This is a genomic window from Cupriavidus sp. GW821-FHT07C08 (assembly GCF_059419025.1).
In genome coordinates, this window is sequence record NZ_JBWKQZ010000028.1 from 37,961 (window position 1) to 62,867 (window position 24,907).

Sequence of the window (24,907 nt, forward strand, 5' to 3'; positions counted from 1 at the left end):
GCCTGATGGCAGAAATCGAATGAAGACAGACCGCTGGGCCTACGAAAACCTTGAAGTCTACGTGTGGGAAGGCAAGTACGAGATTGCCGACCGCGTCACGCGCTTCCTGGCGCCGCTGGGCGTGGACGTGATCCGCGCCGGCGCGCTCGAAGCCTTGCCCGCCGAGCCGCGCCTGAAGCCCTGCATCGCGGTGATCAGCGTGTCGGTGATCGGCGCGGCGCGCTTCTCGCTGGACTGGGAGGCCGCGCACGGCATGCCGGTGATCTGGGTGGCCGGCCCGGGCCGCGAGGCCGATCCCGGACGCTTTCCGCCGGAGTACGCGCATATCCTTGCCGATGACTTCACCGGCGCCGACCTGCGCAGCCAGATCGGCAAGCTGCTGCCGCAACTGCTGGCCACGGACGCGCCCGGCGAGCGCGAGGCCGACCTCGTGGCCGGTTCGCCGGCGATGCGCCAGCTGCTGCAGCATGTGGAAACCTTTGCCGACTTCGGCAGCAACGTGATGCTGTATGGCGAAACCGGTGCGGGCAAGGAACGCATCGCGCGCCTGTTTCATGAGCGCAACGGCACCTACGGCAAGGGGCCGTTCGTCGCGGTCAACTGCGGCGCGATCCCTGACGGCTTGTTCGAGTCGCAGTTCTTCGGCCATGCCAAGGGCGCGTTCACCGGCGCCTCATTCGCGCACCGTGGCTATTTTGAGCAGGCCAACGGCGGCACGCTGTTTCTCGATGAAATCGGCGACCTGCCGCTGTTCCAGCAGGTCAAGCTGCTGCGCGTGCTCGAAGAGAACGTGATCACGCGGCTTGGCTCGACCCTGGCGGTCAAGCTGGATTTCCGGCTGGTGGCGGCAACCAACAAGGACCTGCGCGACGCGGTGCGGCAGGGGCGCTTCCGCGCCGACCTGTTCTTCCGCCTGGCGGTGATCGAGATGCGCATCCCCAGCCTGGAAGAGCGTGGCCAGGCCGACAAGGTGGCGCTGCTGCAGTCGTTCCTGCGCCATATGCTGGGGGAATCCGGCTTCGACGCATTGCCGCCGATGCCGGACTGGCTCAAGGGCGCGGTCGGCACCGCCTATTTCACCGGCAATGTGCGCGAGCTGCGCAACCTGGCCGAGCGCGTGGGCATCACCGTGCAGCAGACCGGGCACTGGGACGAAGAGCGCATCCGGCCGCTGTTCCGCTCGCTGCATCCGGGCGCGTTCGATGGCGGCGAGCGCAACGACCTGCGTGCCGATACGGAAGAACGCCGCCGCATCCTGGCTGCGCTCGATGCCAATGGCTGGCGGCGGCAGGACACGGCGGCAAGCCTGGGCATCAGCCGCAAGGTGCTGTGGGAAAAGATGCGCAAGTACCAGATCGCCGACAGCGAGGCCGAGCCGGTCTGACTGCGCGCCTCAGAACACGCCTCAGGGCAGGCGGATCTCCTTCACGTCGAAGTGCGATTCGCCGATCAGCTCCTTGTCGTATTCGCCGACCAGTTCCACCGTGGTCTGCGCATCCACCGGCTTCTGTGCCGGCCAGAGCCTGGCCTTGATCTTCACCTTCATCTGGCCGGTGCCGTCCGAGAACAGGTAGTGCTCGTGGCCGACGTTGCTGACGATCTTGCCGCGCAGCATGGCATGCTGGTCGTCCTTGCCTTCCGCCTGCAGCGCCTTGACGGTCATCGCCGGGATGGCCGACGGGCCGGTGTACTGGGCGCTGGCGCCGGTGGCGGCCAGGCCCAGGGCGAGCGTCAGGGCCGTGGCGGTCAAAATGCGTTTCATGAGCGTTCTCCGTTAGCTTCAATCTGGGGGCGACTGCATGCATGATGCGCGCGCCCGCCTGAACCATTGCTGAACGGGTGGTCAGGTCGCGACGCATTATGATGCGGGTTTCGCCCTTTTCATCAACCGGATCCCGGATTGCGTTTCCTTCACACCGCCGACTGGCATCTCGGCCGGCTCTTCCATGCGCGCAGCCTGCTGGAAGACCAGGCCCATATCCTCGACCAGTTTGTCGAACTGGTCCGCACCGAACGCCCCGACGCCGTGCTGATCGCCGGCGACGTCTATGACCGCGCCGTGCCGCCGCCCGAGGCGGTGGCCCTGCTTGACGACGTGCTGGGCCGCATCGTCATCGACACCGGCGTGCCGGTGGTGATGATCGCGGGCAACCACGACAGCGCGCAGCGGCTGGAATTCGGCGCGCGGCTGATGCGGGCCCAGGGCCTGCACGTGGCCGGCCGCACGCTGGCCGAGGCTGCCTGCGTGACGCTGCACGACGCCCACGGCGAGGTGCGCATCTACGCGCTGCCGTATGCGGAGCCGGCGGTGGTGCGCGATGCCATGGGCACCGACCTGCCATCGCATGAAGCCGCGCTGCGCGCGCAGCTCGATGCCATCCGCGCGGTGCTTCCGCCAGGTGTGCGTGCCGTTGTGGTGGGCCACGCCTTCGTGGTGGGCGGCGCGGCAAGCGAATCGGAACGGCCGCTGTCGGTGGGCGGCAGCGGTGCGGTGGCCGCGGACCTGTTCGCCGGCTTCGACCTGGTGGCGCTGGGCCACCTGCACCGGCCCCAGACGCTGGGCGGCGGGCGCGTTCACTATGCGGGCTCGCTGCTGAAGTACTCGCTGTCAGAGTGCGCGCACGACAAGTCGGTGTCGCGCATCGAGCTGGGCGCGGACGGTGCCGTCACCATCACGCCGGTGGCGCTGCAGGCGCTGCGCGACGTGCGCGTGGTGGAAGGCGAACTGGCGCAAGTGCTGGCAGCGGGGGCCAATGACCCGCAACGCGATGACTATATCCATGCGCGGCTCACCGATACCGGCGCACTGCTGGACCCGATGGCCAGGCTGCGGCAGGTCTATCCCAATGCGCTCGCGATCGAACGCACGGTGCTGGCGCGCACCGGCACGGCTTCCGAGGCCGGGCGCAAGCTGCGGCAGCTGGGAACCGGCGAGCTCTTTGCCAACTTCTTCCGCGAAGTGGCGGATGCCGAGCTGGAACCGGACCAGCGTGCGGTGCTTGACCAGGTGCTGACCGGGATCGCCGCCGCGGACAGGGAGTCGGCATGAGACCGCTGCATTTGACGCTGCAGGCCTTCGGCCCCTTTGCCTCGACCGAGCAGGTCGATTTCACGCGGCTAGGCGAGCAGGCCTTCGTGCTGATCCATGGCCCCACCGGCGCGGGCAAGACCACGCTGCTCGACGCGATCTGCTTTGCGCTGTACGGCGATACCTCCGGCGGCGAGCGCAGTGCGCAGGCCATGCGCAGCGCCAACGCCGCGCCCGCGCTGCGCACCGAGGTGACGCTGGAGTTCAGCCTGGGCGCGCAGCGCTGGCGCGTGGTGCGCTCGCCGGTGCAGGAGCGGCCCAAGCAGCGCGGCGAGGGCTGGGTGACCGAGCCGGCCAAGGCCCAGCTGGACCTGCATGACGGCAACGACTGGGTCAGCAAGGCCAGCCAGCCCGCCAGGGTCAGCGATGCGGTGCGCGACTTGCTGGGCTTCGACAGTGCGCAGTTCCGCCAGGTGATCGTGCTGCCGCAGGGGCGCTTCCGTGAATTGCTGACTGCCAGCTCGCAGGCGCGCCAGGCCATTCTGGAGCGCCTGTTCCGCACCGAGCTGTACCGGCGCGTGGAAGAGCTGCTGAAGGCCGAGGCCGCCGGCATCCGCCGCGATGCCGAGCGCATCGCCATCCAGCGCGACGAAGCGCTGCGCCAAGTTGGCGTGGAATCGGCGCAGGCGCTGGCCGAGGGAATCGAGGCATTGCAGGCCGAGTTGCAGGCGCTGCAAGGGCAGGAACAGGGCGCGCGCGCCACGCTGGCCACAGCGCAGGCGGCGTTGGGTGCCGGCGAGCAGGTGGCGGCGCGATTGCAGGAACGCCAGCAGGCGCAGGCCGCGCACGCGGCGCTGCTGGCACGCCAGCCAGCCATGGAGGATGAGCGCGCGCGCCTGCACGCCGCCCAGCGCGCTGCGCGTGTCAGGCCGGCCCTGCAGGCATGGCAAGCCGCGCAGCGCGACCAGGCCGCCAGCGCCGTTGCCTTGACGCGGGCCGGCGAGCAGGCGGGGCGCGCCGCGCAACAGGCCACGCAGGCGGCTGCCGCATTGCAGGCCGAAACGGCACGCGCCGAAGCGCGCCAGTCCGCGCAGCGGCGGGCTTCGCAGCTGGCAGACATGCTGCCGCGCGCGCAGCAGCTGGGTGCGCAGCTGGCCGCGCTGCAGGCGGCCGAAGCCAGGCAGGCAGCCGCCGCCACCGCGCGCGAACGCGCAGCCGCACAGCTTGCCGCGCGGCAAGCCGATGCCGTTGCCGCGGAGTCCGCGCTGGCGCAAGGCCAGCTTGCCGCAGCGCAGGCACAGGCCACGGCGTTGCAGCTGGCCGCATTGCAGGAACGCGCGCGGCAGCTTGACCGTCATCAGCAAGCTGCCCGGGCGCTGGATGCCGCGAACGCACAGGCGGCCGCTGCCGCCGCTACCGAACAGCACGCGCTGCGCCAGCGCGAGCAGTGCCGCGCCGCGCTGGCCAAAGCGGAAGCCGCCTGGCGCGCCGGACAGGCCGCGCGGCTGGCTGCAATCCTGGCAGCGGGCGATGCCTGCCCGGTCTGCGGCAGCACCGCCCACCCGACACCGGCGCAGCATGTGGCGGCGCCGCTGTCGGACCAGGCGCTGGAGCAGGCCCGCCACGCCGCGCTCGAGACCGAGTCCCATGCGGTGCGCTGCGCCGGCCAGCACCAGGCGGCACAAGCCGCCATTGCCCAGGCGCGCGAGCGGCTGGACGAACTGGCGCAGGCGCTGGGCGAGGTCGGCGACGAGTCCGCCCGCAAGCTGAAGGCGGAGATCACGGCGCTGGAAGCGGCATTGGCCGAAGGCCGGCAAGCGGCGGCAAGCCTTGCGCAACGCGAAGCCGCCATTGTCAGTTGCCGCACGGCGCTCGCAGTGGCGGACGCCGCCAGCCGCGATGCCGCCGCCGCCGCCGAGGCCGCTGCCCAGGCGCTGGCCCACTGCCGTGGCGAATGGCAGGCCGCCAGCGCGCAGGTCCCTGAGGATTCACGCGACCCCGTGGCGCTGGGCGAGGCCCTGCGCCAGGCACAGGCCATGCTCGCCGCGCTGGAACAGGCGCTGGCCGCTGCGCAGGCGGCCGAGCGCCAGGCTGCGGCGGACGCAGCAGGGGCACAGGCCGGACTGGTTTCGGCACAGCAGGCACAGGCGCAGGCGGCCCACCGCCTGGCCGAGGCCGAAGCCGCGCTTGCGCAGGCGCTCGCGCAACAAGGCTTTGCCGATGAGCCGGCCCACGCCGCCGCCTGTCTTGGCGACGATGCCATGCAGGCGCTCGACGCGACGCTGCGCGCGTTCGATACCCAGCTGGCCACAGCCGCCGACCGGCGCGAACGCGCCGAGGCCGCCGCGCAAACGCTGGACGCGCCGGACCTGGACGGCCTGCGCGCAGCGCGGGATGCGTCGACAGCCGCGGTGGAAGCCCTGGTCCGGCAACAGGCCGAGCGCGGCCGTTCGCGCGACACGCTGCTGCAGTGCCAGCTGCGCCTGCAGCAGCTCGATGCGCAGGGGCGCGACATCGAGGCACGCTACGCGGTGCTGGGCCGGCTGGCCGAAGTCGCCAACGGCAACAACCCGCGCCGCATGACCTTCCAGCGCTTCGTGCTGGCCACGCTGCTCGATGAGGTGCTGGAAGCCGCGTCCGCGCGTTTGCTGGCGATGAGCCGCGGCCGTTATGTGCTGCAGCGCGTGCGCGAGCAGGCCGACCAGCGCAGTGCAGGCGGACTGGATATCGAAGTGTTCGACCACGATACCGGCGCGGCGCGGCCGGCCAATACGCTGTCAGGTGGCGAGGGCTTTCTCGCGTCGTTGTCGCTGGCGCTGGGGCTGGCAGACGTGGTGCAGTCGCGCGCGGGCGGCATCCAGCTCGATACGCTGTTTGTCGACGAAGGCTTTGGCACGCTCGATCCCGAGAGCCTGGACTTCGCCATCCGTACGCTGCTGGACCTGCAGCAGGCAGGGCGGCTGGTGGGGATCATTTCGCACGTCACCGAACTGCGTGAGCGCATCGACGTGCGGTTGGAGGTGCGCCCCGGGGTTGGCGGCAGCCGGGTACAGTTGACGGGTGTGGCGGCACCCGCGTAGTGCGGCGGGGCTTCCCCGTCAGGCGACAAATACCTGGCGGCAACGAATCGCCATCACTTGCGCTTCAAACGCGCGGGCGGCTGCCCGGGCCAGGCGCGCACGGCGCGACAGCGGGGGCGGGCGGGATGGCATGTCGGCGCCTGCCGGGGCAGGCGCGGGGGATTGCAGTCGATCCTTGCGGGGTTTCAGTCCCCACGCCTGCTGCGTGACATGCAGGATGCGCGCAAGCGCCGCTGCATGGGGCGTGGATGAAAACGGGACGTGGACGGTGGCCATGATCGGGCTCCTCGTTCTTGTTTGTTGCCAGGCTGCCCTGCTCAGCCGGGTGGTCCGGTGGCTGCTGTGCGGGTCTTGCCTTGCCTGATTCCACAATAGCCCGCGCGGCCCCCGGGCCATATCGAGTGCGAGCCGATTGTGATGTCGGCCCCTGCCTACATACGGGGCGTGCCCGTCACCCGCGCGCGCTTATCGCACAATCTGGTTGGCCGACCGCCCGGTCGGCTTGACCGTCGTCGACGCGCAGGTGTAACCTGTTCATTCTGCGAATTCGAGTTCGTATATCGAACAAATCGGTTAACGAACAGCCGGTCCCACACCACAAAGACCAAACGCAGACTGCTGGACTCGTTCAAATGGGTAGCGCCCCGCCGCCCGCCGCGACGAAACTCCTTCCGGCAGGATTACCGGAGACAGCCTTTCATGCGCCGCGTCTTGCGGCCCGCTCCGGTAGCCTGGCGGATCTTCCGACCTGGAACGCAAGTGATCAACAAGCTATACGACACGGTGGAAGCGGCGGTCGCCGGTATCCACGACGGCGCCACCATCCTGATTGGCGGCTTTGGCCTTGCAGGCATGCCTGCGGAACTGATCGACGCGCTGATCGAGCAGGGCGCGCGAGACCTCACCATCGTCAACAACAACGCCGGCAACGGCGACACCGGGCTGGCCGCGCTGCTCAAGACCAAGCGCGTGCGCAAGATCGTCTGCTCGTTCCCGCGCCAGGCGGATTCGTACGTCTTCGATTCGCTCTACCACGCGGGCGAGATCGAGCTGGAACTGGTGCCCCAGGGCAACCTGGCCGAACGCATCCGCGCCGCCGGTGCCGGCATCGGCGGCTTCTTCACGCGCACCGCGTACGGCACGCCGCTGGCCGAAGGCAAGGAAACGCGCATCATCGACGGCCAGGGCTATGTGTTCGAGACCCCGATCCACGCCGACTTCGCGCTGATCAAGGCCGACACCGCCGACCGCTGGGGCAACCTCACCTACCGCAAGACCGCGCGCAACTTCGGCCCGATCATGGCCATGGCCGCCAAGTGCCCCATCGTGCAGGTCAGCCGCGTGGTGGAACTGGGCGAGCTGGACCCCGAACACATCGTGACGCCGGGCCTCTTCGTCAAGCGCGTCGTCAAGGTCGCCTGAGCGCGAACACAGGAGAAACAGCATGCAACGCCTGACCCGCGATCAGATGGCCGCCCGCGTGGCCAAAGACATTCCCGAAGGTGCCGTGGTCAACCTAGGCATCGGCCTGCCGACTCTGGTTGGCAACCACCTGCCTGCAGACAAGGAAATCCTGCTGCACAGCGAGAACGGCCTGCTCGGCATGGGCTCCGCGCCCGCGCCGGGTGAGGAAGACGGCGACCTGATCAACGCCGGCAAGCAGCCGGTGACGATCAAGCCGGGCGGTTCCTACTTCCACCACGCCGATTCGTTTGCGATGATGCGTGGCGGCCACCTCGACTTCTGCGTGCTGGGCGCGTTCCAGGTATCGGAGAAGGGCGACCTGGCCAACTGGCACACCGGCGCGCCCGGTGCCATCCCCGCCGTGGGCGGCGCGATGGACCTGGCGATCGGTGCCAAGCAGGTGTTCGTGATGATGGAGCACCAGACCAAGCAGGGCGAGAGCAAGATCGTGCCGCAGTGCACCTATCCGCTGACCGGCATCGGCTGCGTGACCCGCATCTACACTGACCTTGCGACTATCGACGTGACCGCCGACGGGCTGGTCGCGCGCGACCTGGTCGAGGGGCTGAGCTTCGATGAACTGCAGCGCATTACCGGCGTTCCCCTGAAGCTGGCCGCCTGAGCGCCGGCATCACCACACACCAAAACGAGAGAGACACACCATGACCGAAGCCTTTATCTGCGACGCCATCCGCACCCCCATCGGCCGCTACGGCGGCAGCCTGTCCGCGGTGCGCCCGGACGATCTCGGCGCGGTGCCGCTGAAGGCGCTGATGGCCCGCAACCCGAACCTGGACTGGTCGGCCGTCGAGGACGTGATCTACGGCAACGCCAACCAGGCCGGCGAAGACAACCGCAACGTGGCGCGCATGTCGCTGCTGCTGGCGGGCCTGCCGCAAAGCGTGCCGGGCGCCACCATCAACCGCCTGTGCGGCTCCGGCATGGACGCCACCGGCACCGCCGCGCGCGCCATCAAGGCCGGCGAAGCCACCCTGATGATCGCCGGCGGCGTGGAAAGCATGAGCCGCGCCCCGTTCGTGATGGGCAAGGCCACCAGCGCGTTCTCGCGCGATGCACAGATCTTCGACACCACCATCGGCTGGCGCTTCATCAACCCGGCCATGCGCGCGGCCTACGGCGTGGACTCGATGCCCGAGACCGCCGAGAACGTCGCCACCGACTACAAGATCAGCCGCGAAGACCAGGACCTGATGGCCCTGCGCAGCCAGGAAAAGGCCTCGCGCGCACAGGCCGACGGCACGCTGGCGCAGGAAATCACCCCGGTCACCATCGCCCAGAAGAAGGGCGACCCGATCGTGGTCGAGCGCGACGAGCACCCGCGCGCCACCAGCATGGAAGCGCTGGCCAAGCTGCGCGGCGTGGTCCGTCCTGACGGCACCGTGACCGCCGGCAACGCCTCGGGCGTGAACGACGGCGCCTGCGCGCTGCTGCTGGCCAGCGAAGCCGGCCTCAAGCAGCACGGCCTGACCCCGCGCGCCCGCATCGTCGGCATGGCCACCGCCGGCGTGGCGCCGCGCGTGATGGGCATCGGCCCGGCACCGGCGTCGCAGAAGCTGCTCAAGCAGCTGGGCATGACCATGGACCAGATCGATGTGATCGAGCTGAACGAAGCGTTCGCCGCGCAAGGCCTGGCTGTGCTGCGTGAACTGGGCGTGGCGGACGACGACAAGCGCGTCAACCCGAACGGCGGCGCGATCGCGCTGGGCCACCCGCTGGGCATGAGCGGCGCGCGCCTGGTGACCACCGCGATGTACCAGCTGCATCGCACGGGTGGGCGCTTTGCGCTGTGCACGATGTGCATTGGCGTGGGCCAGGGTATTGCGATGGTGATCGAGCGGGTCTAAGTCAAGCCAGTTGGAAAGCTGAGGGTGTACTCCCTCTCCCGCAAGCGGGAGAGGGAGCGAGTTAGCGGTAGTTCTTGGAGTGAGCAAGAGATGTCCCTTCCCGTAGCCACGCTCGTGACCGGCGGCAGTTCCGGTATCGGCCGCGCCATCTGTGAAATGCTGCTGGCCGATGGCGTGACCCAGGTGGTCAATGTCGACTATGCCGAACCGGCCTGGTCGCACCCGAACATGACTTTCTTCCAGGCCGACCTGACCGATGCCGAGGCGACCCGCGCCGTGGCCGCGCAGGTGACCTCGCGCTTCGCCGTCACGCGCCTGGTGAACAACGCCGGCGCCACGCGCCCCGGCACCGCCGACACCGCCACCGTTGCCGACCTGGACTACGTGACCGGCCTGCACCTGCAGGCCACGCTGCTGCTGACGCAGGCGTGCCTGCCCGCGATGCGCGCCGCCGGTTTTGGCCGCATCGTCAACATGGCCTCGCGCGCGGCGCTGGGCAAGGCCGAGCGCGTGGTGTACTCCGCCACCAAGGCCGGCCTGATCGGCATGACCCGCACGCTGGCGATGGAGCTGGGCGGCGACGGCGTCACCGTCAACGCCGTGGCCCCGGGCCCGATCGCCACCGAGCTGTTCCGCAAGAGCAACCCCGAAGGTGCTGAACAGACCAGGCGCATCCTGGCCAGCATCACCGTCAAGCGCATGGGCACGCCGGAAGACGTTGCGCGTGCCGCGCTGTTCTTCCTGTCGCCCGACAACGGCTTCGTCACCGGCCAGGTGCTGTACGTGTGCGGCGGCACCACGCTGGGTGTTGCGCCGGTGTAAGCACCGCGCCTCGGCATCCGGCATTCAAGCATTCAACAAGAAGAGACGTTAACCAAGCGTCACGCATGGCGGCCCCTGGCCGGGCCGCCCACCGGATGCGCGCATGTGCGCGCCATCCGTTCGGGAACGGCAATCACGCCATTCAGCACAACCTCCCGCGGTACCCAATCACCGCCGGAACGATATAGCACCGGAGCATTACCGATGAGACAAGATTCCCAGACTTCCACCACGCGCCGCCGCCTGCTTGCCGCTGGCGTGGCGCTGGCCACCACCATCGCCGGCTTTGCCGGTGCGGCCCATGCGCAGGGCGGCTACCCGACCAAGCCGATCACCCTGATCGTGCCGTTCTCCGCCGGCGGCACCACCGACATCCTGGCCCGTATCGTCGGCCTGCAGCTGGGCAAGGCGCTCGGCCAGCCGGTGGTGATCGACAATCGTCCGGGCGCGGGCGGCAACATCGGCGCCTCGCTGGCGGCCAAGGCCCCGGGCGACGGCTACACGCTGTTCATGGGCACCATCGGCACGCACGCGATCAACCAGTCGCTGTACTCCAAGCTGCCGTATGACCCGGTCAAGGACTTCGCGCCGATCACGCGCGTTGCCATGGTGCCGAACCTGGTGGTGGTGAATCCCAAGGTGCCGGTCAACAACGTCAAGGAACTGATCACCTACGTCAAGGCCAACCCGGACAAGCTGTCGTACGGTTCGTCGGGCAGCGGCTCGTCGATGCACCTGTCGGGCGAGCTGTTCAACTCGATGACCGGCCTGCATATCCAGCACATCCCGTACAAGGGCAGCGCCCCGGCCGTGAACGACCTGCTGGGCAACCAGATCGGCCTGATGTTCGACAACATGCCGTCGTCGTATCCGCACGTGAAGGCCGGCAAGCTGCGCGCCATCGCCGTGACCTCGGCCAAGCGCTCGCCGGCGCTGCCCAACGTGCCGACCGTGGCCGAATCGGGCGTGCCGGGCTATGAAGCCACCTCGTGGTTCGCGCTGTACGCCACCGGCGGCACGCCGCAGCCCATCGTCGACCGCCTGAACGCCGAAGTGGTGAAGATCCTGGCCATGCCGGAAGTGAAGAAGCAGATGGCCGACCAGGGCGCCGAACCCAATCCGGAAAAGCCGGCCCAGCTGGCCGCGTTCATGAAGTCGGAAACGGCCAAGTGGGCGAAGGTGGTGAAGGCTTCGGGCGCTACGGTGGATTGATTCACATCCTGGCTGCGCCAAAGAAAAGCCGGTCCCTGTCGGGGGCCGGCTTTTTGTTTATGCGTGGGCGGGGACGGCTTGCGCGTGCATGGCTGCCACTCAGTCGCTGCCAAGCTGCAGCTTGTTCTTCTGCCGCTTCTCGATCGCGGCCTTGAGCAGCGCCGCACTGCGATAGATGCCGTGTGCGAACTTGCCATACGGCAGCGTTGCAAACAACGCCATCACCACGCCGAGGTGGACCGCCAGCAGCAGCGGCATCGCCGCCGTGCCGCGCCCGGCCAGCAACCCCAGCCCGGTGGCGCTGGTCAGCAGCAGCAGCGCGATAAAGCCGCGGTCCATCGGCCGCTGCCGGGCATCCCCATGCATCGGGTGCCGGCGCAGGTTCAGCCATAGCAAGCCGGCCGGGCCCACCAGCAGGCCCACGCCGCCGGCGGTGCCCAGCAGCACCGGCAGGCTCGTGACCGGGTAGGGCGCATGCCAGCCCAGCAGATAGTGGTAGCCGGTCGCCACCACCGTCGACGCAAAGCACAGCATGAAGCCGTAGAACGTGAAATGGTGGAAGCGCCGCCGTGCCAGCGTGAAGCGGTCGCTGGCCTCGTTGCAGCCATCGCCGTGGCCGCCATCGAGGTAGGTGAGCGCCAGCACGTTCCGGGCCGCCTCTGCCACGGCGGGTGCCGACGCTGTACCGGCCGACACATCGCGCCAGAAGCGGCGCACGCCCAGGCCAAGCGCAAGCACGGCAAAGGCGAACACCCCGCCGAACAGCGCCGCCAGCGTGTTGTGCGGGAATACCGCGTAGAAATTGCCGCGCGCATGCGTCTGCCACAGCGCGCCGCCCAGCGTGGCGGCCAGCACCAGGAACAACGCCAGCCCGAAGGCCAGCGCCACCGACACCGTGAGCCCGTTGCGCTGGTACAGCTTGCCCAGCGGCGCGGGCCACGCATATTCGCTATAGGTTTCCAGCCGCACCTTTGCCATCGCCTGCGGCACATTGACGCCGAAGTCGTGCGGCGGCGCGTACTGGCAGGCGTGGTAGCAGGCGCCGCAGTTGTGGCACAGGTTGGCCAGGTAGTTGACGTCGGCCTTGCCGAACTCCAGCCGGCGGGTCATGGCCGGGAACACCGCGCAGAAGCCTTCGCAGTAGCGGCAGGCATTGCAGATCTGCATCTGCCGGGCGACTTCGGCCTCATTGTCGGTCAACGGCAGCACGCGGATGATGCGGGATTGCGGCGCGGGCGTGGCAGCGTCCTGCCCGGCCAGTTGCGCGGCCTCGCGCGCCAGGGCCTCAAGCTTCTGCATGGACGGCTCCCGTGTTGATGCCTGCCGCGAATGCAGCCTGCGTGCCCGCGATGCGCCCGAAGGCGGTGCCGATCGACATGCCGACACCGGCGGTGTATCCCTTGCCGAGCACGTTGCCGGCCATCATTTCTCCTGCCACGAACAGATTCCCGCTTGGCTTGCCGCCAAAGTGCACCTGGCCGCGGTCGTTGACCTTGAGCCCCAGGTAAGTGAAGGTGATGCCCGGCCGCAGCGCGTAGCCGTAGAACGGCGCCTGGTCGAGCGGCCTGGCCCAATGCGTCTTGGCCGGTGCCAGGCCTTCGGTGTGGCAGTCGTCCAGCGCGGTGTGGTCGAAGGTGCCGAAGCGGCACGCCGCGTTGTAGTCCTGCACCGTGCGCGCGAACTGCACTTCCGGCAGCCCCAGCTTGCGTGCGAGCTCAGGCAGCGTGTCGGCCTTCTCGCCGGGAAACACCGGCGGCATGAAGCGGCCGATGGCTTTGCTGTCGATGATCGAATAGCCGATCTGCCCGGGCTGCTGCGCCACCAGCCGGCCCCAGATGGCGTAGCGCTTGGGCCAGAAGTCCTCGCCCTCGTCGTAGAAGCGCACGGCGTCGCGATTGACCACGATGCCCAGCGACACGCAATCGATGCGCGTGCAGATGCCGCCGTCGTACAGCGGCGCGCGCGCGTCGATGGCGACACAGTGCGATTGCGACGGATCGCCGATGGCGTCGGCGCCGGCGTCGATCATGTAACGCAGCAGCACGCCCTGGTTGAAGCGCGTGCCGCGGATCAGGAAGTTGTCGGCGGGCCATTCGGCACGTTCGTTCTGGCCCCAGGCTTCGCGCAGCCATTCGCGGTTGGATTCGAAGCCGCCCGCGGCCATCACGCAGGTGCGCGCGGTGAAGCGCTGGCTGCCGCTGCGCGCGGCGACGAAGCGGTCGCCGTCCAGCTCGATCGCATCCACCGGGGTTTCATAGCGGACCTGCACGCCCATCGCTTCGGCGCTGCGGTAGTACGCGTTGACCAGCGCCTTGCCGCCACCCATGAAGAAGGCGTTGGTGCGCGCCACGTGCAGCGCACCCGACAGGGGCGGCTGAAAGCGCACGCCATGCCTGCGCATCCACGGCCGGCAGGTCGATGACGCGCGGATCACCAGCCGCGCCAGGTGTTCGTCGGTGATGCCGCCGGTGACCTTGAGCAGGTCCTGCCAGTACTCTTCCTCGGGATAGGCATCGACCAGCACGTCTTGCGGCGCGTCGTGCATGCAGCGCAGGTTGCGCGTGTGCTGGGAGTTGCCGCCGCGCCAGGCGCGCGGCGCGGATTCGAGCAGCAGCACCGAGGCCCCGGCTTCGCGCGCCATCAGCGCCGCGCACAGGGCCGCGTTGCCGCCGCCAATTACCAATACGTCGACCATGGGGATTGCCTCCTTGCTGGCGCCATCTTGGCGGGCAAGGCGGGCGGGCGCCAGCAGGGGCGCGGCAAGGGGGCTTCAGTTTTCGTGAAGCCCGGCCGGGGCGACGCCGGCTCAGCGTGGGCGCAACGTGGCGCCGGGCCAGCGCCCCTCGCGCACCAGCGTGGTGGCGACGTCGGCCAGCACCACGCGCGCGGCCAGGCCCGCCGGCGACAGTTCATCGTCGGACAGGCTGACCAGCAGGTTGGGCCGCGTGGCGCCGTCGTCGGTGACCAGTATGCTGCGGTAGGGCGTGCCATGGCTGCGCGCCAGCGCCGCACCCGGCTGGATGGTGGCGCCCAGGCCACCGCGCACGGCATCCATCAGGATCGCCAGCCCGTCGATCTCCGCCACCACCTGGGGCTCGCGCTTCGCCTGGCGAAAGCAGGCGGCGACCAGCGCGCGCAGCCCATGCGAGCCGCTGGGCAGGATCAGCGGCAGCTTGCCCAGTGCCGCCACCGAGGTCTGCTCGCCGCGCGGCATGCCGGCCAGCCCCTCGGCGCCGATCACGAACAGGCGCTCATCAAGCAGCGGCAGCACGCTCCAGCGCTGTGCGGGCTCCTCGCTGAACAGCACCGCCAGGTCGATCTGGCGCGCGCTCAGCATCGTGCCGAGGTAGCCGGACAGGCTCTCCACCATGCGCAGCCGCACGTCGGGGTAGCGCTCGCGCATGGCCTGCATGAAGGGCAGCGCCAGCACCGCGGCGGTGCTGGGCGGCAGGCCCACGCTGACATGGCCCGACAGGCGCGCCTGCCGCGCGGCCAGCGCGGCATCGTCGATATGGCGCAGCGCCAGCTGGGCCTGGCGCCAGAAGGCCAGCCCGGCGTCGGTGGCGACCACGCCGGTGGAAGTGCGCTGCAGCAGCCGCGTCGACAGCTCGCTCTCAAGCCGGCTGATCTGCTGGCTCAGCGCGGACGTGACCACGCCCAGCTCCAGCGCCGCCTTGCCCATGCTGCCATGCTCGATCACGCTGACGAAGTAGCGCAGTTGCCTCAGTTCCATGTCGCGTCCCCGCTGCCGCAATTTGCCCGCATGGTAGCGGAAAACCTGCCTCAGTTCACGAATCCTGAAGACCCCTTAACGCCCGCCCGATGGCGCCCTTGCCAGCGGCTGCGTAGAGTCGCACCGGTCAGAAACGGGCGGAAGCAACGCTACGCAGCCGCCATTCCATAACAACATGACTACCCGCAAAGGAGACTGCATGACAACCGTTTCGCGCCTGCGCCGCGCCGTGGTGGCCGGCCTCGCCGGTACCGCTGTGCTGGGCGCGCCCGCCGCGTTCGCCGCGGACAACTGGCCAACCAAGCCGATCACCCTGGTAGTGCCCTTCGCCAGCGGCGGCACCACTGACATCCTCGCCCGCACCATCGGCCACAAGCTGGGCGAGGCGCTGCAGCAGCCGGTGGTGGTGGACAACCGCCCCGGCGCCGGCGGCACCCTCGGCGCGGCCAACGTGGCGCGCGCGCCGGCCGACGGCTACACCTTCCTGCTGGCCACCGTCGCCCACACCATGGCGCCGGCCATCTACAAAAGCCTGCCCTACGAGTTCACGCGCGACCTCGATCCGGTGGGCCTGGTGGCGCTGACGCCCAATGTTCTGGTGGTCAATCCTGCGATCCCGGTGAAGTCCGTGTCCGACCTGATCGCCTATATCAAGGCGCATCCCGGCAAGGTCAACTACGGCTCGGCCGGCATCGGCAGCACCGAGCACCTGTCCGGCGAGCTGTTCCGCGCGCTGACCGGCACCGACATTGCGCATGTGCCGTATAAGGGCGGCGCGCCGATGATGACCGACCTGATCGCAGGCCAGATCCAGATGGCGATCGAGACCAGCCCGTCGGCGTCGCAACACGTGCGCAGCGGCAAGGTGCGGGCGCTGGCGGTCACCACCGCGAAGCGTTCGGCCGCCTATCCCGGCGTGCCGACGCTGGCGGAGAGCGGCGTCAGGGGCTACGAAGTCACCACGTGGTTCGCGCTGATGGCGCCGCGCGGCACGCCCGCGGCGATCGAGCAGCGCGTCTCGGCGGAACTGGGCAAGCTGCTGAAGGCGCCGGAGGTGCAGAAGCGGTTTGACGAGCAGGGCGTGACCGCCGGCGACATGACGCCAACGCAGCTTGCTGCCTTTATCCGCGCCGAGACCGACAAGTGGGGCAAGGTCGCGCGGGATTCGGGGGCGAAGGCGGAATAACGGCCTCGCTCACAGGGGCGGCGCTGGCGTTACAGAAGGAGATTGTGCAGGAGCGGCTGCGGCAGCCGGCCGGCCGCCAGAACAGGGGCTGAACACCCCTTGCCGGCCAGGGTCCAATGGATGTCGCCAGCCTGAATACGGAGGAACCCACCATGCACGACCTTTCCTTCGTTCACGCTGACGCGGCCCATGTCGAGTGGCAGGTCGCGCTGGCCGACTGCCAGCGCCAGCTGGACACGCAGGATTTCCTGCGCCAGGCGAAGGCAGACAACGCGCCGCCGCTCACGCTCGGCTGGTGCTACCTGAGCGACTACTACGCGCTGGCCGCCGAGGCCATCCTTGCCGCGCTGCAGCAGAACTGGCCCGGCGTGTCCTGGGTCGGCACGGTCGGCCTGGGCGTATCCGCCAGCGGCAAGGAGTATTTCGACGAGCCGGCCATGGTGCTGATGGCGGCGCCGTTTCCGCGCGATGCGTTCCAGCTGTTTTCGGGGCGCCAGCCCTTGCCGCCGGCGTCTTCCGGCTTCGTTCCCCATACCGCGCTGGTGCATGCCGAGGGCAGCACGCCGGATGTGCAGGACCTGTTGCATGAGCTGAGCGCACGCACGGCCACCGGTTACCTGTTCGGCGGCTTGTCGTCGGCCCGCAACCGTACCTTGCATATTGCCGATGGCGTCTTTTCCGGTGGGTTGTCGGGCGTGCTGTTCGGCCCCGAAATCGAACTGGTCTCCCGCGTCACGCAGGGCTGCCAGCCGATCGGGCCGGTGCGCGCCGTGACGCGCAGCGATCACAACCTCCTGTTCGAGCTGGACGGCAAGCCGGCCCTGGATTGCATCCTGAATGACCTGGGCGTCGAGCGCGACGCCCAGGTGGAGACCATGGCGGAGGCGCTGTCCGGAACGCTGGCCGGCTTGAATTCAGCCGCCGACGATGCTCCGGTGCTGCCCGGCAGGTTCGGCTCGGACACGCTGGTGCGCCACCTGATCGGCCTGGACGTGCAGCATCGCATGCTGGCGCTGGCCGACATGGTCGAGCCCGGCATGCGGCTGGCTTTCTGCATGCGCAATGCTGAGGCGGCGCGCGCGGACCTGGTGCGCGTCGCCACCGAGATTCGCACAGAGATCGAACGCGGCGGCAGCCGCGCACGTGGCGCGCTCTACATCAGTTGCTCAGGCCGGGGCGGGCCGCATTTCGGCGCGCCGCATGCCGAGCTGCAAACCGTACGCCGCGCGCTTGGCGACCTGCCGCTGGCTGGCTTCTTTGCCGGCGGCGAGATCGCAAGGGATCACCTCTATGGCTATACGGGGGTGCTGACGGTATTCACCGGCCATTGAATCAGCGAATGACAGCATCGATGTTGCGCATCTGGCGCGCAAACCAGATGCGCAACAGGCTGTTCGACGGCACCATCGGCAGCGAACACGCAATGATCCGATATACCTTGCTGCGCTGCAGCCGGGATGTCCTTGCCGGGTCCAGCCAGTCGTCGTTGCGCACCAGGAGCAGCAGGGTCTCCATGCCGATAAGGACGGGCCACAGGCAAGCCAGCCGCAGCCGGATAAAGTGCGGGGGAATGGCAAGCGTGTAGGCCATCGCCTCGTGAAAGTGGTCCAGCGTGTCGTGCACGAGTTCGAGCATCAAGGCCCGCGCGCGCAGCGAGGCGTCCGGGAGCAGGAGATCCTGCGGGCTCAAGCCATGCTGGTGCAGCATCGTCGCCGGAAGATAGCAGCGCCCGATGCGCAGGTCCTTGCCGCAGTCCCGCAGGACATTGGTCATCTGCAAGGCCTTCCCGAAGCGGACCCCGCGGCGCAGCATGGTGTCGGGCACGCCGATTGCGCCAGGCACATGGGCGGCAGTCATGCTGGTCCAGAATTCGCCGACGCATCCGGCGACCAGGTACGTGTAACGGTCAAGCGCTTCCGGTTCGCCAAGCGCGACGATGCGGCCGGCGTGTTCATCGGGGAACGTTCGCAGGTCGAATTCCATGCCCTCGGTCAGGGTCGACACGATCTGCCGTACCGCTTGCTGGTCGTCCGGCTCCAGCTGCGCCAGCAGCGCCAGCGCAGGGCCCAGTGACTGGAGCAGGATGCGTTCATCCGAGTGTTCCTGCCGGCCTGCCACCTCGGTTGCGATGCTGTCGGCCAGCGCTGAGTCTGCTGTGGCACCGTTGACCTGGTCGCGCAACGACAACAGCAGCGCCAGCCGCCGTTGTGGCGGGATCAGCGAGGTATCGGCAATCGTGTCCGCGGCGCGCGCCAGCAGATAGGCCAGGCCGACCGGATCGCGCATATGGACAGGCAGCACGCGCAGCGTCAGATAGAACGAACGCGAGACGCCTTTGAGCAGCGGTCCGAGGAGGAACGCCCGGCTGGGGTCGCGCATGGCTGGTGTCCTGTTCCCTGAGAGGTTTGCGAAAGTGACATTGCCCGGGTGGCCGTCAGGCCGGGCCCGGGCATTGTACCTTCGACGCCAGGGGCAGGTTGCAGGCCCTGGTCAGGGCGAGTCTTTGCCGAGATAACGCTCGAACCACTGCGCCGCCAGGCGAGCGACCGATTCCAGTGCGCCGGGCTCCTCGAACAAATGGGAGGCGCCGGGCACGATCACCAGCTTCTTGGTGCATGTCAGCTGGGCATAGGCCGACTCATTGCGTTCCAGCACGCTCAGATCCAGCCCGCCGATGATCAGCATGGTGGGCGCAAGCAGCTTGGCAAGGGCGTCGGGGCCCGCCAGGTCGACCCGGCCCCCGCGCGAAACGACGGCGTGTATTGGGATGGGCGACTGGCACGCGGCACGGATCGACGCGGCGCCACCAACGCTGGCGCCGAAGTAGCCGAACCGCTGTGGCACGGCTTGCTGCCGCGCCACCCAGCTGGTTGCCTGTGCCAGCCGTGTCGCCAGGAGCTCAACGTCGAAGCGGATGGCCTGCACCTGGTCTTCGTCCGGCAGCAGCAGGTCCATCAGCAGCGTTGCCATGCCGCAGCGATTGAGCTCGGCGGCCACATAGCGATTGCGCGGGCTAAGCCGGGAACTGCCCGTGCCGTGCGCAAACAATACCAATGCGACAGCGCCGGGCGGCAATGTGAGTATGCCTTGCAGTTCCACGCCGCCGGCGGGGATCACAACCTCGATGGCTTCTGAATTGCTCCGCATGGCGCAGTCCTCCGACAGGTGGTGCGTTGACGTGCATCGCGTTGCAATCGCGCCCATCCAAGTCCACTATAGGGCGGGCGTGGCGGCGAGGCCAGTCGCCGTGTGCAGGTCTGCTGACGCGCAATCGACAACCATCCCTGTGGATCAGGAGGGAACATGAAGACCCTGTTTCTCGTCCGGCATGCCAAGTCAAGTAAAGATGATCCCTCCTTGCCCGACCGCGAGCGCCCCCTGAATGACCGGGGCCGGCACGACGCCCCGGAAATGGGCAAGCGCCTGGCCGAGCGCAAGCTGAAGCCCGACCTGCTCCTGTCGAGTCCGGCCCTGCGTGCGCTGACGACAGCGCAACTGATTGCCGACGAGCTCGGCTATGCCCGCAAGGACATCGCGCTCGATGACCAGCTGTACGCCACCAGCGCGGAGGAGTTGCTGGCCGTCGTTCGTGCGCTCGACAAGAAGCTCGATTGCGTGATGCTGTTCGGTCACAACCCCGAGTTCACCGACTTCGCGCATCGCTTGTCGGACGAGATTACCGACATGCCGACCTGCGCCGTCGCCAGATTCAGCTTCGACACAAAGGCGTGGGAGGATGTCGGCGAAATCACCCCCTCGAAAGTCACGCTGGAATCGCCGAAGGAGTAATCCGATGCCGGCCGCCGTCGGCGTGACAGTGATATCTTCGGCTTGACCATACGGGGCGAAGCGATAAGAATTTGTGATCGCAGGCGAAAGCCGGCCCTCACGCTTCTCTACGCTTCGTCCCACCCATGATCCCACCCGTCAGCACCCTCCACGGCCGCCTGAAAATGCAGCACCTGCGCCTGTTGCTGGCGGTGGAGGAGCGCGGTTCGCTGCGCCAGGCCGCCGAGGCGCTGACGCTGACGCAGCCCGCGGTCAGCAAGATGCTGCAGGACATGGAAGACCTGCTCGGCGTGCCGCTGTTCGAGCGCCATGCGCGCGGGCTGCGGGCCACGCGCTTCGGGCTGGCGGCCACGCGCTATGCCCGGCTGGTGTTTGCCGACATGGGCGGGCTGCGCGATGAACTGGTGGCGCTGGAGTCCGGCAAGATCGGACGCGTGCGGGTCGGGGCGGTGATGGCGCCCACGCCGGGGCTGCTTGCCGATGTGATCCGGCAGCTCAATCGCGATCATCCGCGGCTGGAGGTGGCGGTGCATGTGGAGACCAGCGATGTGCTGATGCCGCAGCTTGAGCGCGACCAGCTCGATATTCTGCTGGGGCGCGTGCCGGATGGCTGGGACAGCAGCGGGCTGGAGTTCGAGCAACTGGGCGACGAGGGCCTGGCCATCGTGGTCGGGCCGCAGCACCCGCTGGCGCGGCGCCGCAAGCTGTCGTTCGAGGAACTGACGGGCTACCCGTGGATCATGCAGCCGCGCCCCAGCCCGATGCGGGCGCTGATCGACCGCTCGTTCGAGGATGCCGGCGTGCCGGCGCCGCCGTCTACCATCGAGACGGCGGCGGTGCTGATGACCACGTCATTGCTGGCGGACAGCGAACTGATTGCGGTGTTGCCGGAGTCGGTCGCCGCCTACTACGGCCGGCTTGGCGCGCTGGCGGTATTGCCGCTGCCCCTGCCGCGCAAGCTGGGGCCTTATGGCATCGTCACGCGGCGGGGCCGCCCGCGGACGGCATCGATGAGCCTGCTGATCGATGCGTTGCGGGCGTTGTCGAGGTGAGCCTCAGCCGGGCATGACTTGCAGCTTGCCGTCGAGGCGCCACGCGTGGCGTTGCGGGCTGTCCGGGCGCAGCGATGCGGGCAGCAGGCCGGGCGGCATGTCCTGGTAGCTGACCGGGCGCAGGAAGCGCGCGATGGCGAGGCTGCCGACCGAGGTGCTGCGGCCGTCGGACGTAGCCGGCCAGGGTCCGCCATGCACCATCGCATGCCCGACCTCCACGCCCGTGCCGAAGCCATTGACCAGGATGCGTCCCGCCAGGCGCTCCAGCGCTGGCAGGAAGGTGCGGGCCGCGTCGTGGTCGGCATCGTCGATATGGAGGGCGGCGGTCAGCTGGCCTTCCAGTGCGTCGATGACGCGCCGCATCTCGGTGAGGTCGCGGCAGCGCACCACCAGCGAGGCGGCGCCGAAGACTTCGTGGCGCAGCGCTTCGTCGGCCAGGAAGGCACCGGCGTCGGTGGCGAACATTGCGGCCTGCCCTTGCGCAGCCGATCCCGCCGCGCCACGCGCAACGGTCTGCACTTGCGCATGGCTGGCGAGCGTATCGACGCCGGCGCAATAGGCACGATGGATGCCGGGCGTCAGCATCGTGGCGGCCGGCAGCACGCCCAGCCGCGCAGCCGCGGCATGCAGGAAGCGATCCAGGTCATCCCCCGCAACCGCCAGCACCAGGCCGGGGTTGGTGCAGAACTGCCCCGCGCCCAGCGTCAGCGAATCAGCGAACGCCGTGCCGATGGCTTCGGCGCGATTGGCCAGTGCGTGCGGGAACAGCAGCACTGGGTTGATGCTGCTCATCTCGGCAAACACGGGGATCGGCTCGGACCGTGCGGCCGCGATCGCCATCAGCGCCATGCCGCCGGCGCGTGAGCCGGTGAAGCCGACGGCCTTGATGCGCGGGTCGGCCACCAGCCCTTGCCCGACCTCCAGCCCGGCATCGAACAGCAGCGAGAAAGTGCCTTCGGGCAGGTCCATGTCGTCAACGGCCTTGCGGATGGCGCGGCCGACTAGCTCAGATGTGCCCGGGTGCGCCGGATGCGCCTTGACGACGACCGGGCAGCCCGCGGCCAGGGCCGAGGCGGTATCGCCGCCGGCCACCGAGAATGCCAGCGGGAAGTTGCTGGCGCCGAATACCGCCACTGGGCCCAGCGGGATATGGCGCAGGCGCAAGTCGACGCGCGGCAGCGGCTTGCGTTCAGGTTGCGCGGGGTCGACGCGCAGTTCAAGGAAGTCGCCCTGGCGCGGCAGGCTTGCGAACATGCGCAACTGCGCCACGGTGCGGCCGCGTTCGCCTTCGATGCGGGCGCGCGGCAGGCCGGATTCGCTGGTGCAGCGTTCGATCAGGGCATCGCCCAGCGCCAGGATATTGGCGGCGATGGCCTCGAGGAAATCGGCGCGCCGCTCGGGCGCGGTCTCGCGGTAGGCGTCGAATGCCTGCCACGCCAGCGCGCAGGCCTGGTCGAGCTGCGCGGCCGTGGCGCCGCCGAATGCCGGTTCGAGGTTGGCACCGGTGGCCGCGTCGATGGCGCGGATGGTGCCGTTGCCGCCGCGTTCCGCGCGGCGGCCGATCAGGAGTTCGCCTGAGAGAGTCATGTCTTGTCCTTTCAATGAGATCAGCGGGCCCAGCGCAGCACCAGCGGATCGAGCCGGCGTGCAATCATCAGCAGCCCTTCGCGGGTGGCCGGGTGCATCGGCTGCAGCGGATGGCGCACGGCGTCCGATGCGATCACGCCGCCTGCCTGCATCAGCACCTTGCTGGTGGCCAGCCAGCCTTGCCGGTTCTCGTAGTTGATCAGCGGCAGCCATTGCTGGTAGCGCTGCGCGGCCAGTTCGGCGTCGCCGGCCTGCCAGGCATCGAGGATGTGGCGGATGCCGTCGGGGAAGCCCGCGCCGGTCATGGCGCCGGTGGCGCCCGCTTCCAGGTCGGCCATCAGCGTGATGGCCTCTTCGCCGTCCCACGGGCCGACGATGGCGTCGCCGCCCAGTTCGATCAGCTCGCGCAGCTTGGCCGCGGCCTGAGGCACTTCGATCTTGAAGTACGACACATTGCCGATCTCGCGCGCCATGCGCGCCAGGAACGGCGCGCTCAGCGTGGTGCCGCTGACCGGCGCGTCCTGGATCATGATGGGAATGTCGATGGCATCCGAGACCGTGGCGAAGAACTCGTAAATGCTGCGCTCGGGCACGCGGATGGTGGCGCCGTGGTAGGGCGGCATCACCATCACCATGGCCGCGCCCGCGTCCTGCGCCGCGCGGCTGCGCTCGGCGCACAGGCGCGAGCTGAAATGCGTGGTGGTGACGATCACCGGCACGCGGCCGTCCACGTGTTCCAGCACGGTCTTCATCAGCACGTTGCGCTCGTCGTCGCTCAGCACGAACTGCTCGGAGAAGTTCGCCAGGATGCAGATGCCGTGCGAACCCGCGTCGATCATGAAGTCGATGCAGCGGCGCTGGCCGTCGAGGTCGAGGCCGCCCTGTGCGTCGAAGATGGTGGGGGCCACCGGGAACACGCCGCGGTAGGCGGTGGGGGATGGGGTGCGGGTCATGGTCTCCTCCGGCTGCTTATGAATTGGATCGGGCCAATATACGAGCCGCCCCGCGGGCTGTATATTGAAACCTTTCCATCTGATGATCGCTTTTGCGACTCACAGACGCTTCATGAAATCCACCCTCGACACCCTGACCGGCCGGCTGCGCATGAAGCAGCTGCAACTGCTGATCGCGCTGGACGAGCATTCCTCCCTGCACCAGGCTGCCGCGGCGATGGCGATGACCCAGTCGGCGGCCAGCAAGTCGCTGCAGGAACTGGAAGGCATGCTGGAAGCGCCGCTGTTCGAGCGCTCCAAGCGCGGCATGCGTCCCAATGCCTTTGGCCATTGCGTGATTCGGCACGCACGCCAGCTGGTGGCCGACCTGGGCGCGATGTGCGAGGAGGTGGCGGGCATCCGCGCGGGCAGCGGCGGGCGCGTGGCCATCGGCGTGATCATGGGCGCGGTGCCGGAGGTGCTGGTGCCGGCGCTGGCGCAGTTGCGCCAGGCGCAGCCGGAGCTGGCGCTGGAGATCATCGAGGACACCAGCCTGCGCCTGCTGGGGCTGCTCGACGACGGCCACCTCGACCTGGTGATCGGCCGCTCGCTGGTCAGCGATGAACCGGCGCGGTACCACTACCACCCGCTTGGCGACGAGCAGGTCGCGGTTGTGGCGGGCCATGCGCATCCGGCGCCGCGCGCGCGTGCGATGGGGTTTGCCGACCTCGCGGGTTATCGCTGGATCACCTATGCCGGCCATATGCCGATGCATGCGCTGCTGCAGCGCGAGCTGGACCTGGCCGGCATGAGCTTCCCCGCCAATGCGATCTCGACCTCGTCGGCCCTGGTCACCGTTGCCATGCTGCAGGGTGACCCGGGGCTGGTGTCGCTGCTGCCGACCGGCGTGGCGGCGATGTTCGAGCGCCAGAAGATGCTGCGCATCCTGCCCGTGCGGCTGCAGTCGCGGCAGCAGACTTTTGGCATCGTGACGCGGCGCGGCGGCGCCTTGTCCGCGTCGGCGCGGCAGCTGGTCGCGATCCTGAAGGCATTGCCGCGCACCGCGCGGCAGGCGGCAGCCGAGGTATAACGCCAAGTGATCGCCAGTTCAAAAAACATCAGTAGTGGCGAATCACTGATGCTCCTATAGTCTGCCC

22 protein-coding genes are annotated in these 24,907 nt (G+C 68.7%); 13 read left to right on the top strand and 9 right to left on the bottom strand.

What is annotated here, in order from left to right:
- Nucleotides 1–19: 19 nt before the first annotated feature.
- Nucleotides 20–1,384, top strand: a complete 1,365-nt coding sequence (locus AC07UK_RS28515) for a sigma 54-interacting transcriptional regulator (RefSeq protein WP_011616405.1) — start codon at nucleotides 20–22, stop codon at nucleotides 1,382–1,384.
- A 21-nt stretch (nucleotides 1,385–1,405) separates the two neighbouring features.
- Here the strand turns inward: AC07UK_RS28515 and AC07UK_RS28520 are convergent, their stop codons facing one another.
- The gene (locus AC07UK_RS28520) at nucleotides 1,406–1,762 is read right to left on the bottom strand and encodes a YgiW/YdeI family stress tolerance OB fold protein (protein WP_436224394.1); all 357 of its coding nucleotides are present in this window, start codon (nucleotides 1,760–1,762) and stop codon (nucleotides 1,406–1,408) included.
- Between the two features lie 138 nt (nucleotides 1,763–1,900).
- Between AC07UK_RS28520 and AC07UK_RS28525 the strand changes: the two genes are divergently transcribed.
- Complete coding sequence (locus AC07UK_RS28525) at nucleotides 1,901–3,049, top strand: exonuclease SbcCD subunit D (RefSeq protein ID WP_494686996.1); 1,149 nt, start codon at nucleotides 1,901–1,903, stop codon at nucleotides 3,047–3,049.
- On the top strand, nucleotides 3,046–6,108 hold the full coding sequence (locus tag AC07UK_RS28530; RefSeq protein ID WP_494686995.1) for an AAA family ATPase: 3,063 nt from the start codon (nucleotides 3,046–3,048) through the stop codon (nucleotides 6,106–6,108). Before AC07UK_RS28525 ends, AC07UK_RS28530 begins: the two co-directional genes overlap by 4 nt.
- 18 nt (nucleotides 6,109–6,126) lie before the next feature.
- Here AC07UK_RS28530 and AC07UK_RS28535 read toward each other — a convergent pair whose 3' ends face one another.
- Nucleotides 6,127–6,384: a hypothetical protein gene (locus tag AC07UK_RS28535; protein WP_436224391.1), complete on the bottom strand. Its 258-nt coding sequence runs from the start codon at nucleotides 6,382–6,384 to the stop codon at nucleotides 6,127–6,129.
- Between the two features lie 483 nt (nucleotides 6,385–6,867).
- Between AC07UK_RS28535 and AC07UK_RS28540 the strand changes: the two genes are divergently transcribed.
- The 5 genes from AC07UK_RS28540 to AC07UK_RS28560 all read left to right on the top strand — a co-directional run bounded on the left by AC07UK_RS28540 (nucleotide 6,868) and on the right by AC07UK_RS28560 (nucleotide 11,471).
- Entirely contained in the window at nucleotides 6,868–7,530 is a 663-nt protein-coding gene (locus tag AC07UK_RS28540; protein WP_494686994.1) for a 3-oxoacid CoA-transferase subunit A, read from the top strand.
- Between the two features lie 22 nt (nucleotides 7,531–7,552).
- Nucleotides 7,553–8,194, top strand: a complete 642-nt coding sequence (locus tag AC07UK_RS28545) for a 3-oxoacid CoA-transferase subunit B (protein WP_013951897.1) — start codon at nucleotides 7,553–7,555, stop codon at nucleotides 8,192–8,194.
- A gap of 40 nt (nucleotides 8,195–8,234) precedes the next feature.
- Complete coding sequence (gene pcaF / locus AC07UK_RS28550; protein ID WP_436224389.1) at nucleotides 8,235–9,437, top strand: 3-oxoadipyl-CoA thiolase; 1,203 nt, start codon at nucleotides 8,235–8,237, stop codon at nucleotides 9,435–9,437.
- A gap of 90 nt (nucleotides 9,438–9,527) precedes the next feature.
- Nucleotides 9,528–10,259, top strand: a complete 732-nt coding sequence (locus tag AC07UK_RS28555) for an SDR family NAD(P)-dependent oxidoreductase (protein WP_316155248.1) — start codon at nucleotides 9,528–9,530, stop codon at nucleotides 10,257–10,259.
- A 204-nt stretch (nucleotides 10,260–10,463) separates the two neighbouring features.
- Complete coding sequence (locus AC07UK_RS28560) at nucleotides 10,464–11,471, top strand: Bug family tripartite tricarboxylate transporter substrate binding protein (RefSeq protein ID WP_013951900.1); 1,008 nt, start codon at nucleotides 10,464–10,466, stop codon at nucleotides 11,469–11,471.
- A 99-nt stretch (nucleotides 11,472–11,570) separates the two neighbouring features.
- Here the strand turns inward: AC07UK_RS28560 and tcuB are convergent, their stop codons facing one another.
- The 3 genes from tcuB to AC07UK_RS28575 form a co-directional block, all read right to left on the bottom strand.
- Nucleotides 11,571–12,770 (bottom strand): tricarballylate utilization 4Fe-4S protein TcuB, encoded by a 1,200-nt coding sequence (gene tcuB, locus AC07UK_RS28565; protein ID WP_494686993.1) that lies wholly within the window; start codon nucleotides 12,768–12,770, stop codon nucleotides 11,571–11,573.
- On the bottom strand, nucleotides 12,757–14,166 hold the full coding sequence (tcuA, locus tag AC07UK_RS28570) for an FAD-dependent tricarballylate dehydrogenase TcuA (protein WP_494686992.1): 1,410 nt from the start codon (nucleotides 14,164–14,166) through the stop codon (nucleotides 12,757–12,759). Before tcuA ends, tcuB begins: the two co-directional genes overlap by 14 nt.
- Nucleotides 14,167–14,277: 111 nt before the next feature.
- Nucleotides 14,278–15,204 (bottom strand): LysR family transcriptional regulator, encoded by a 927-nt coding sequence (locus AC07UK_RS28575; protein ID WP_013951903.1) that lies wholly within the window; start codon nucleotides 15,202–15,204, stop codon nucleotides 14,278–14,280.
- 199 nt (nucleotides 15,205–15,403) lie between these two features.
- On the opposite strand from AC07UK_RS28575, the gene AC07UK_RS28580 reads away from it, so the two are divergent.
- The gene (locus AC07UK_RS28580; protein WP_494686991.1) at nucleotides 15,404–16,390 is read left to right on the top strand and encodes a Bug family tripartite tricarboxylate transporter substrate binding protein; all 987 of its coding nucleotides are present in this window, start codon (nucleotides 15,404–15,406) and stop codon (nucleotides 16,388–16,390) included.
- Between the two features lie 152 nt (nucleotides 16,391–16,542).
- The gene (locus AC07UK_RS28585) at nucleotides 16,543–17,721 is read left to right on the top strand and encodes an FIST signal transduction protein (RefSeq protein ID WP_494686990.1); all 1,179 of its coding nucleotides are present in this window, start codon (nucleotides 16,543–16,545) and stop codon (nucleotides 17,719–17,721) included.
- Nucleotide 17,722: 1 nt separating this feature from the next.
- On the opposite strand, the gene AC07UK_RS28590 is transcribed toward AC07UK_RS28585, so the two are convergent.
- Together AC07UK_RS28590 and AC07UK_RS28595 are read right to left on the bottom strand one after the other, a co-directional pair.
- On the bottom strand, nucleotides 17,723–18,769 hold the full coding sequence (locus tag AC07UK_RS28590; RefSeq protein WP_494686989.1) for a phytoene/squalene synthase family protein: 1,047 nt from the start codon (nucleotides 18,767–18,769) through the stop codon (nucleotides 17,723–17,725).
- Between the two features lie 111 nt (nucleotides 18,770–18,880).
- Nucleotides 18,881–19,537: a dienelactone hydrolase family protein gene (locus tag AC07UK_RS28595; protein WP_494686988.1), complete on the bottom strand. Its 657-nt coding sequence runs from the start codon at nucleotides 19,535–19,537 to the stop codon at nucleotides 18,881–18,883.
- A 156-nt stretch (nucleotides 19,538–19,693) separates the two neighbouring features.
- On the opposite strand from AC07UK_RS28595, the gene AC07UK_RS28600 reads away from it, so the two are divergent.
- Nucleotides 19,694–20,179, top strand: coding sequence for a SixA phosphatase family protein (locus AC07UK_RS28600; RefSeq protein ID WP_494686987.1), 486 nt, complete (start codon nucleotides 19,694–19,696; stop codon nucleotides 20,177–20,179).
- A 125-nt stretch (nucleotides 20,180–20,304) separates the two neighbouring features.
- Nucleotides 20,305–21,231 (top strand): LysR family transcriptional regulator, encoded by a 927-nt coding sequence (locus AC07UK_RS28605; protein ID WP_494686986.1) that lies wholly within the window; start codon nucleotides 20,305–20,307, stop codon nucleotides 21,229–21,231.
- A 3-nt stretch (nucleotides 21,232–21,234) separates the two neighbouring features.
- On the opposite strand, the gene AC07UK_RS28610 is transcribed toward AC07UK_RS28605, so the two are convergent.
- The gene (locus AC07UK_RS28610; protein WP_494686985.1) at nucleotides 21,235–22,818 is read right to left on the bottom strand and encodes an aldehyde dehydrogenase (NADP(+)); all 1,584 of its coding nucleotides are present in this window, start codon (nucleotides 22,816–22,818) and stop codon (nucleotides 21,235–21,237) included.
- A gap of 20 nt (nucleotides 22,819–22,838) precedes the next feature.
- Entirely contained in the window at nucleotides 22,839–23,771 is a 933-nt protein-coding gene (locus AC07UK_RS28615) for a dihydrodipicolinate synthase family protein (protein WP_494686984.1), read from the bottom strand.
- 112 nt (nucleotides 23,772–23,883) lie between these two features.
- Here AC07UK_RS28615 and AC07UK_RS28620 point away from each other — a divergent pair, with 112 nt between their 5' ends.
- On the top strand, nucleotides 23,884–24,840 hold the full coding sequence (locus AC07UK_RS28620) for a LysR substrate-binding domain-containing protein (RefSeq protein ID WP_494686983.1): 957 nt from the start codon (nucleotides 23,884–23,886) through the stop codon (nucleotides 24,838–24,840).
- Nucleotides 24,841–24,907 lie beyond the last annotated feature (67 nt).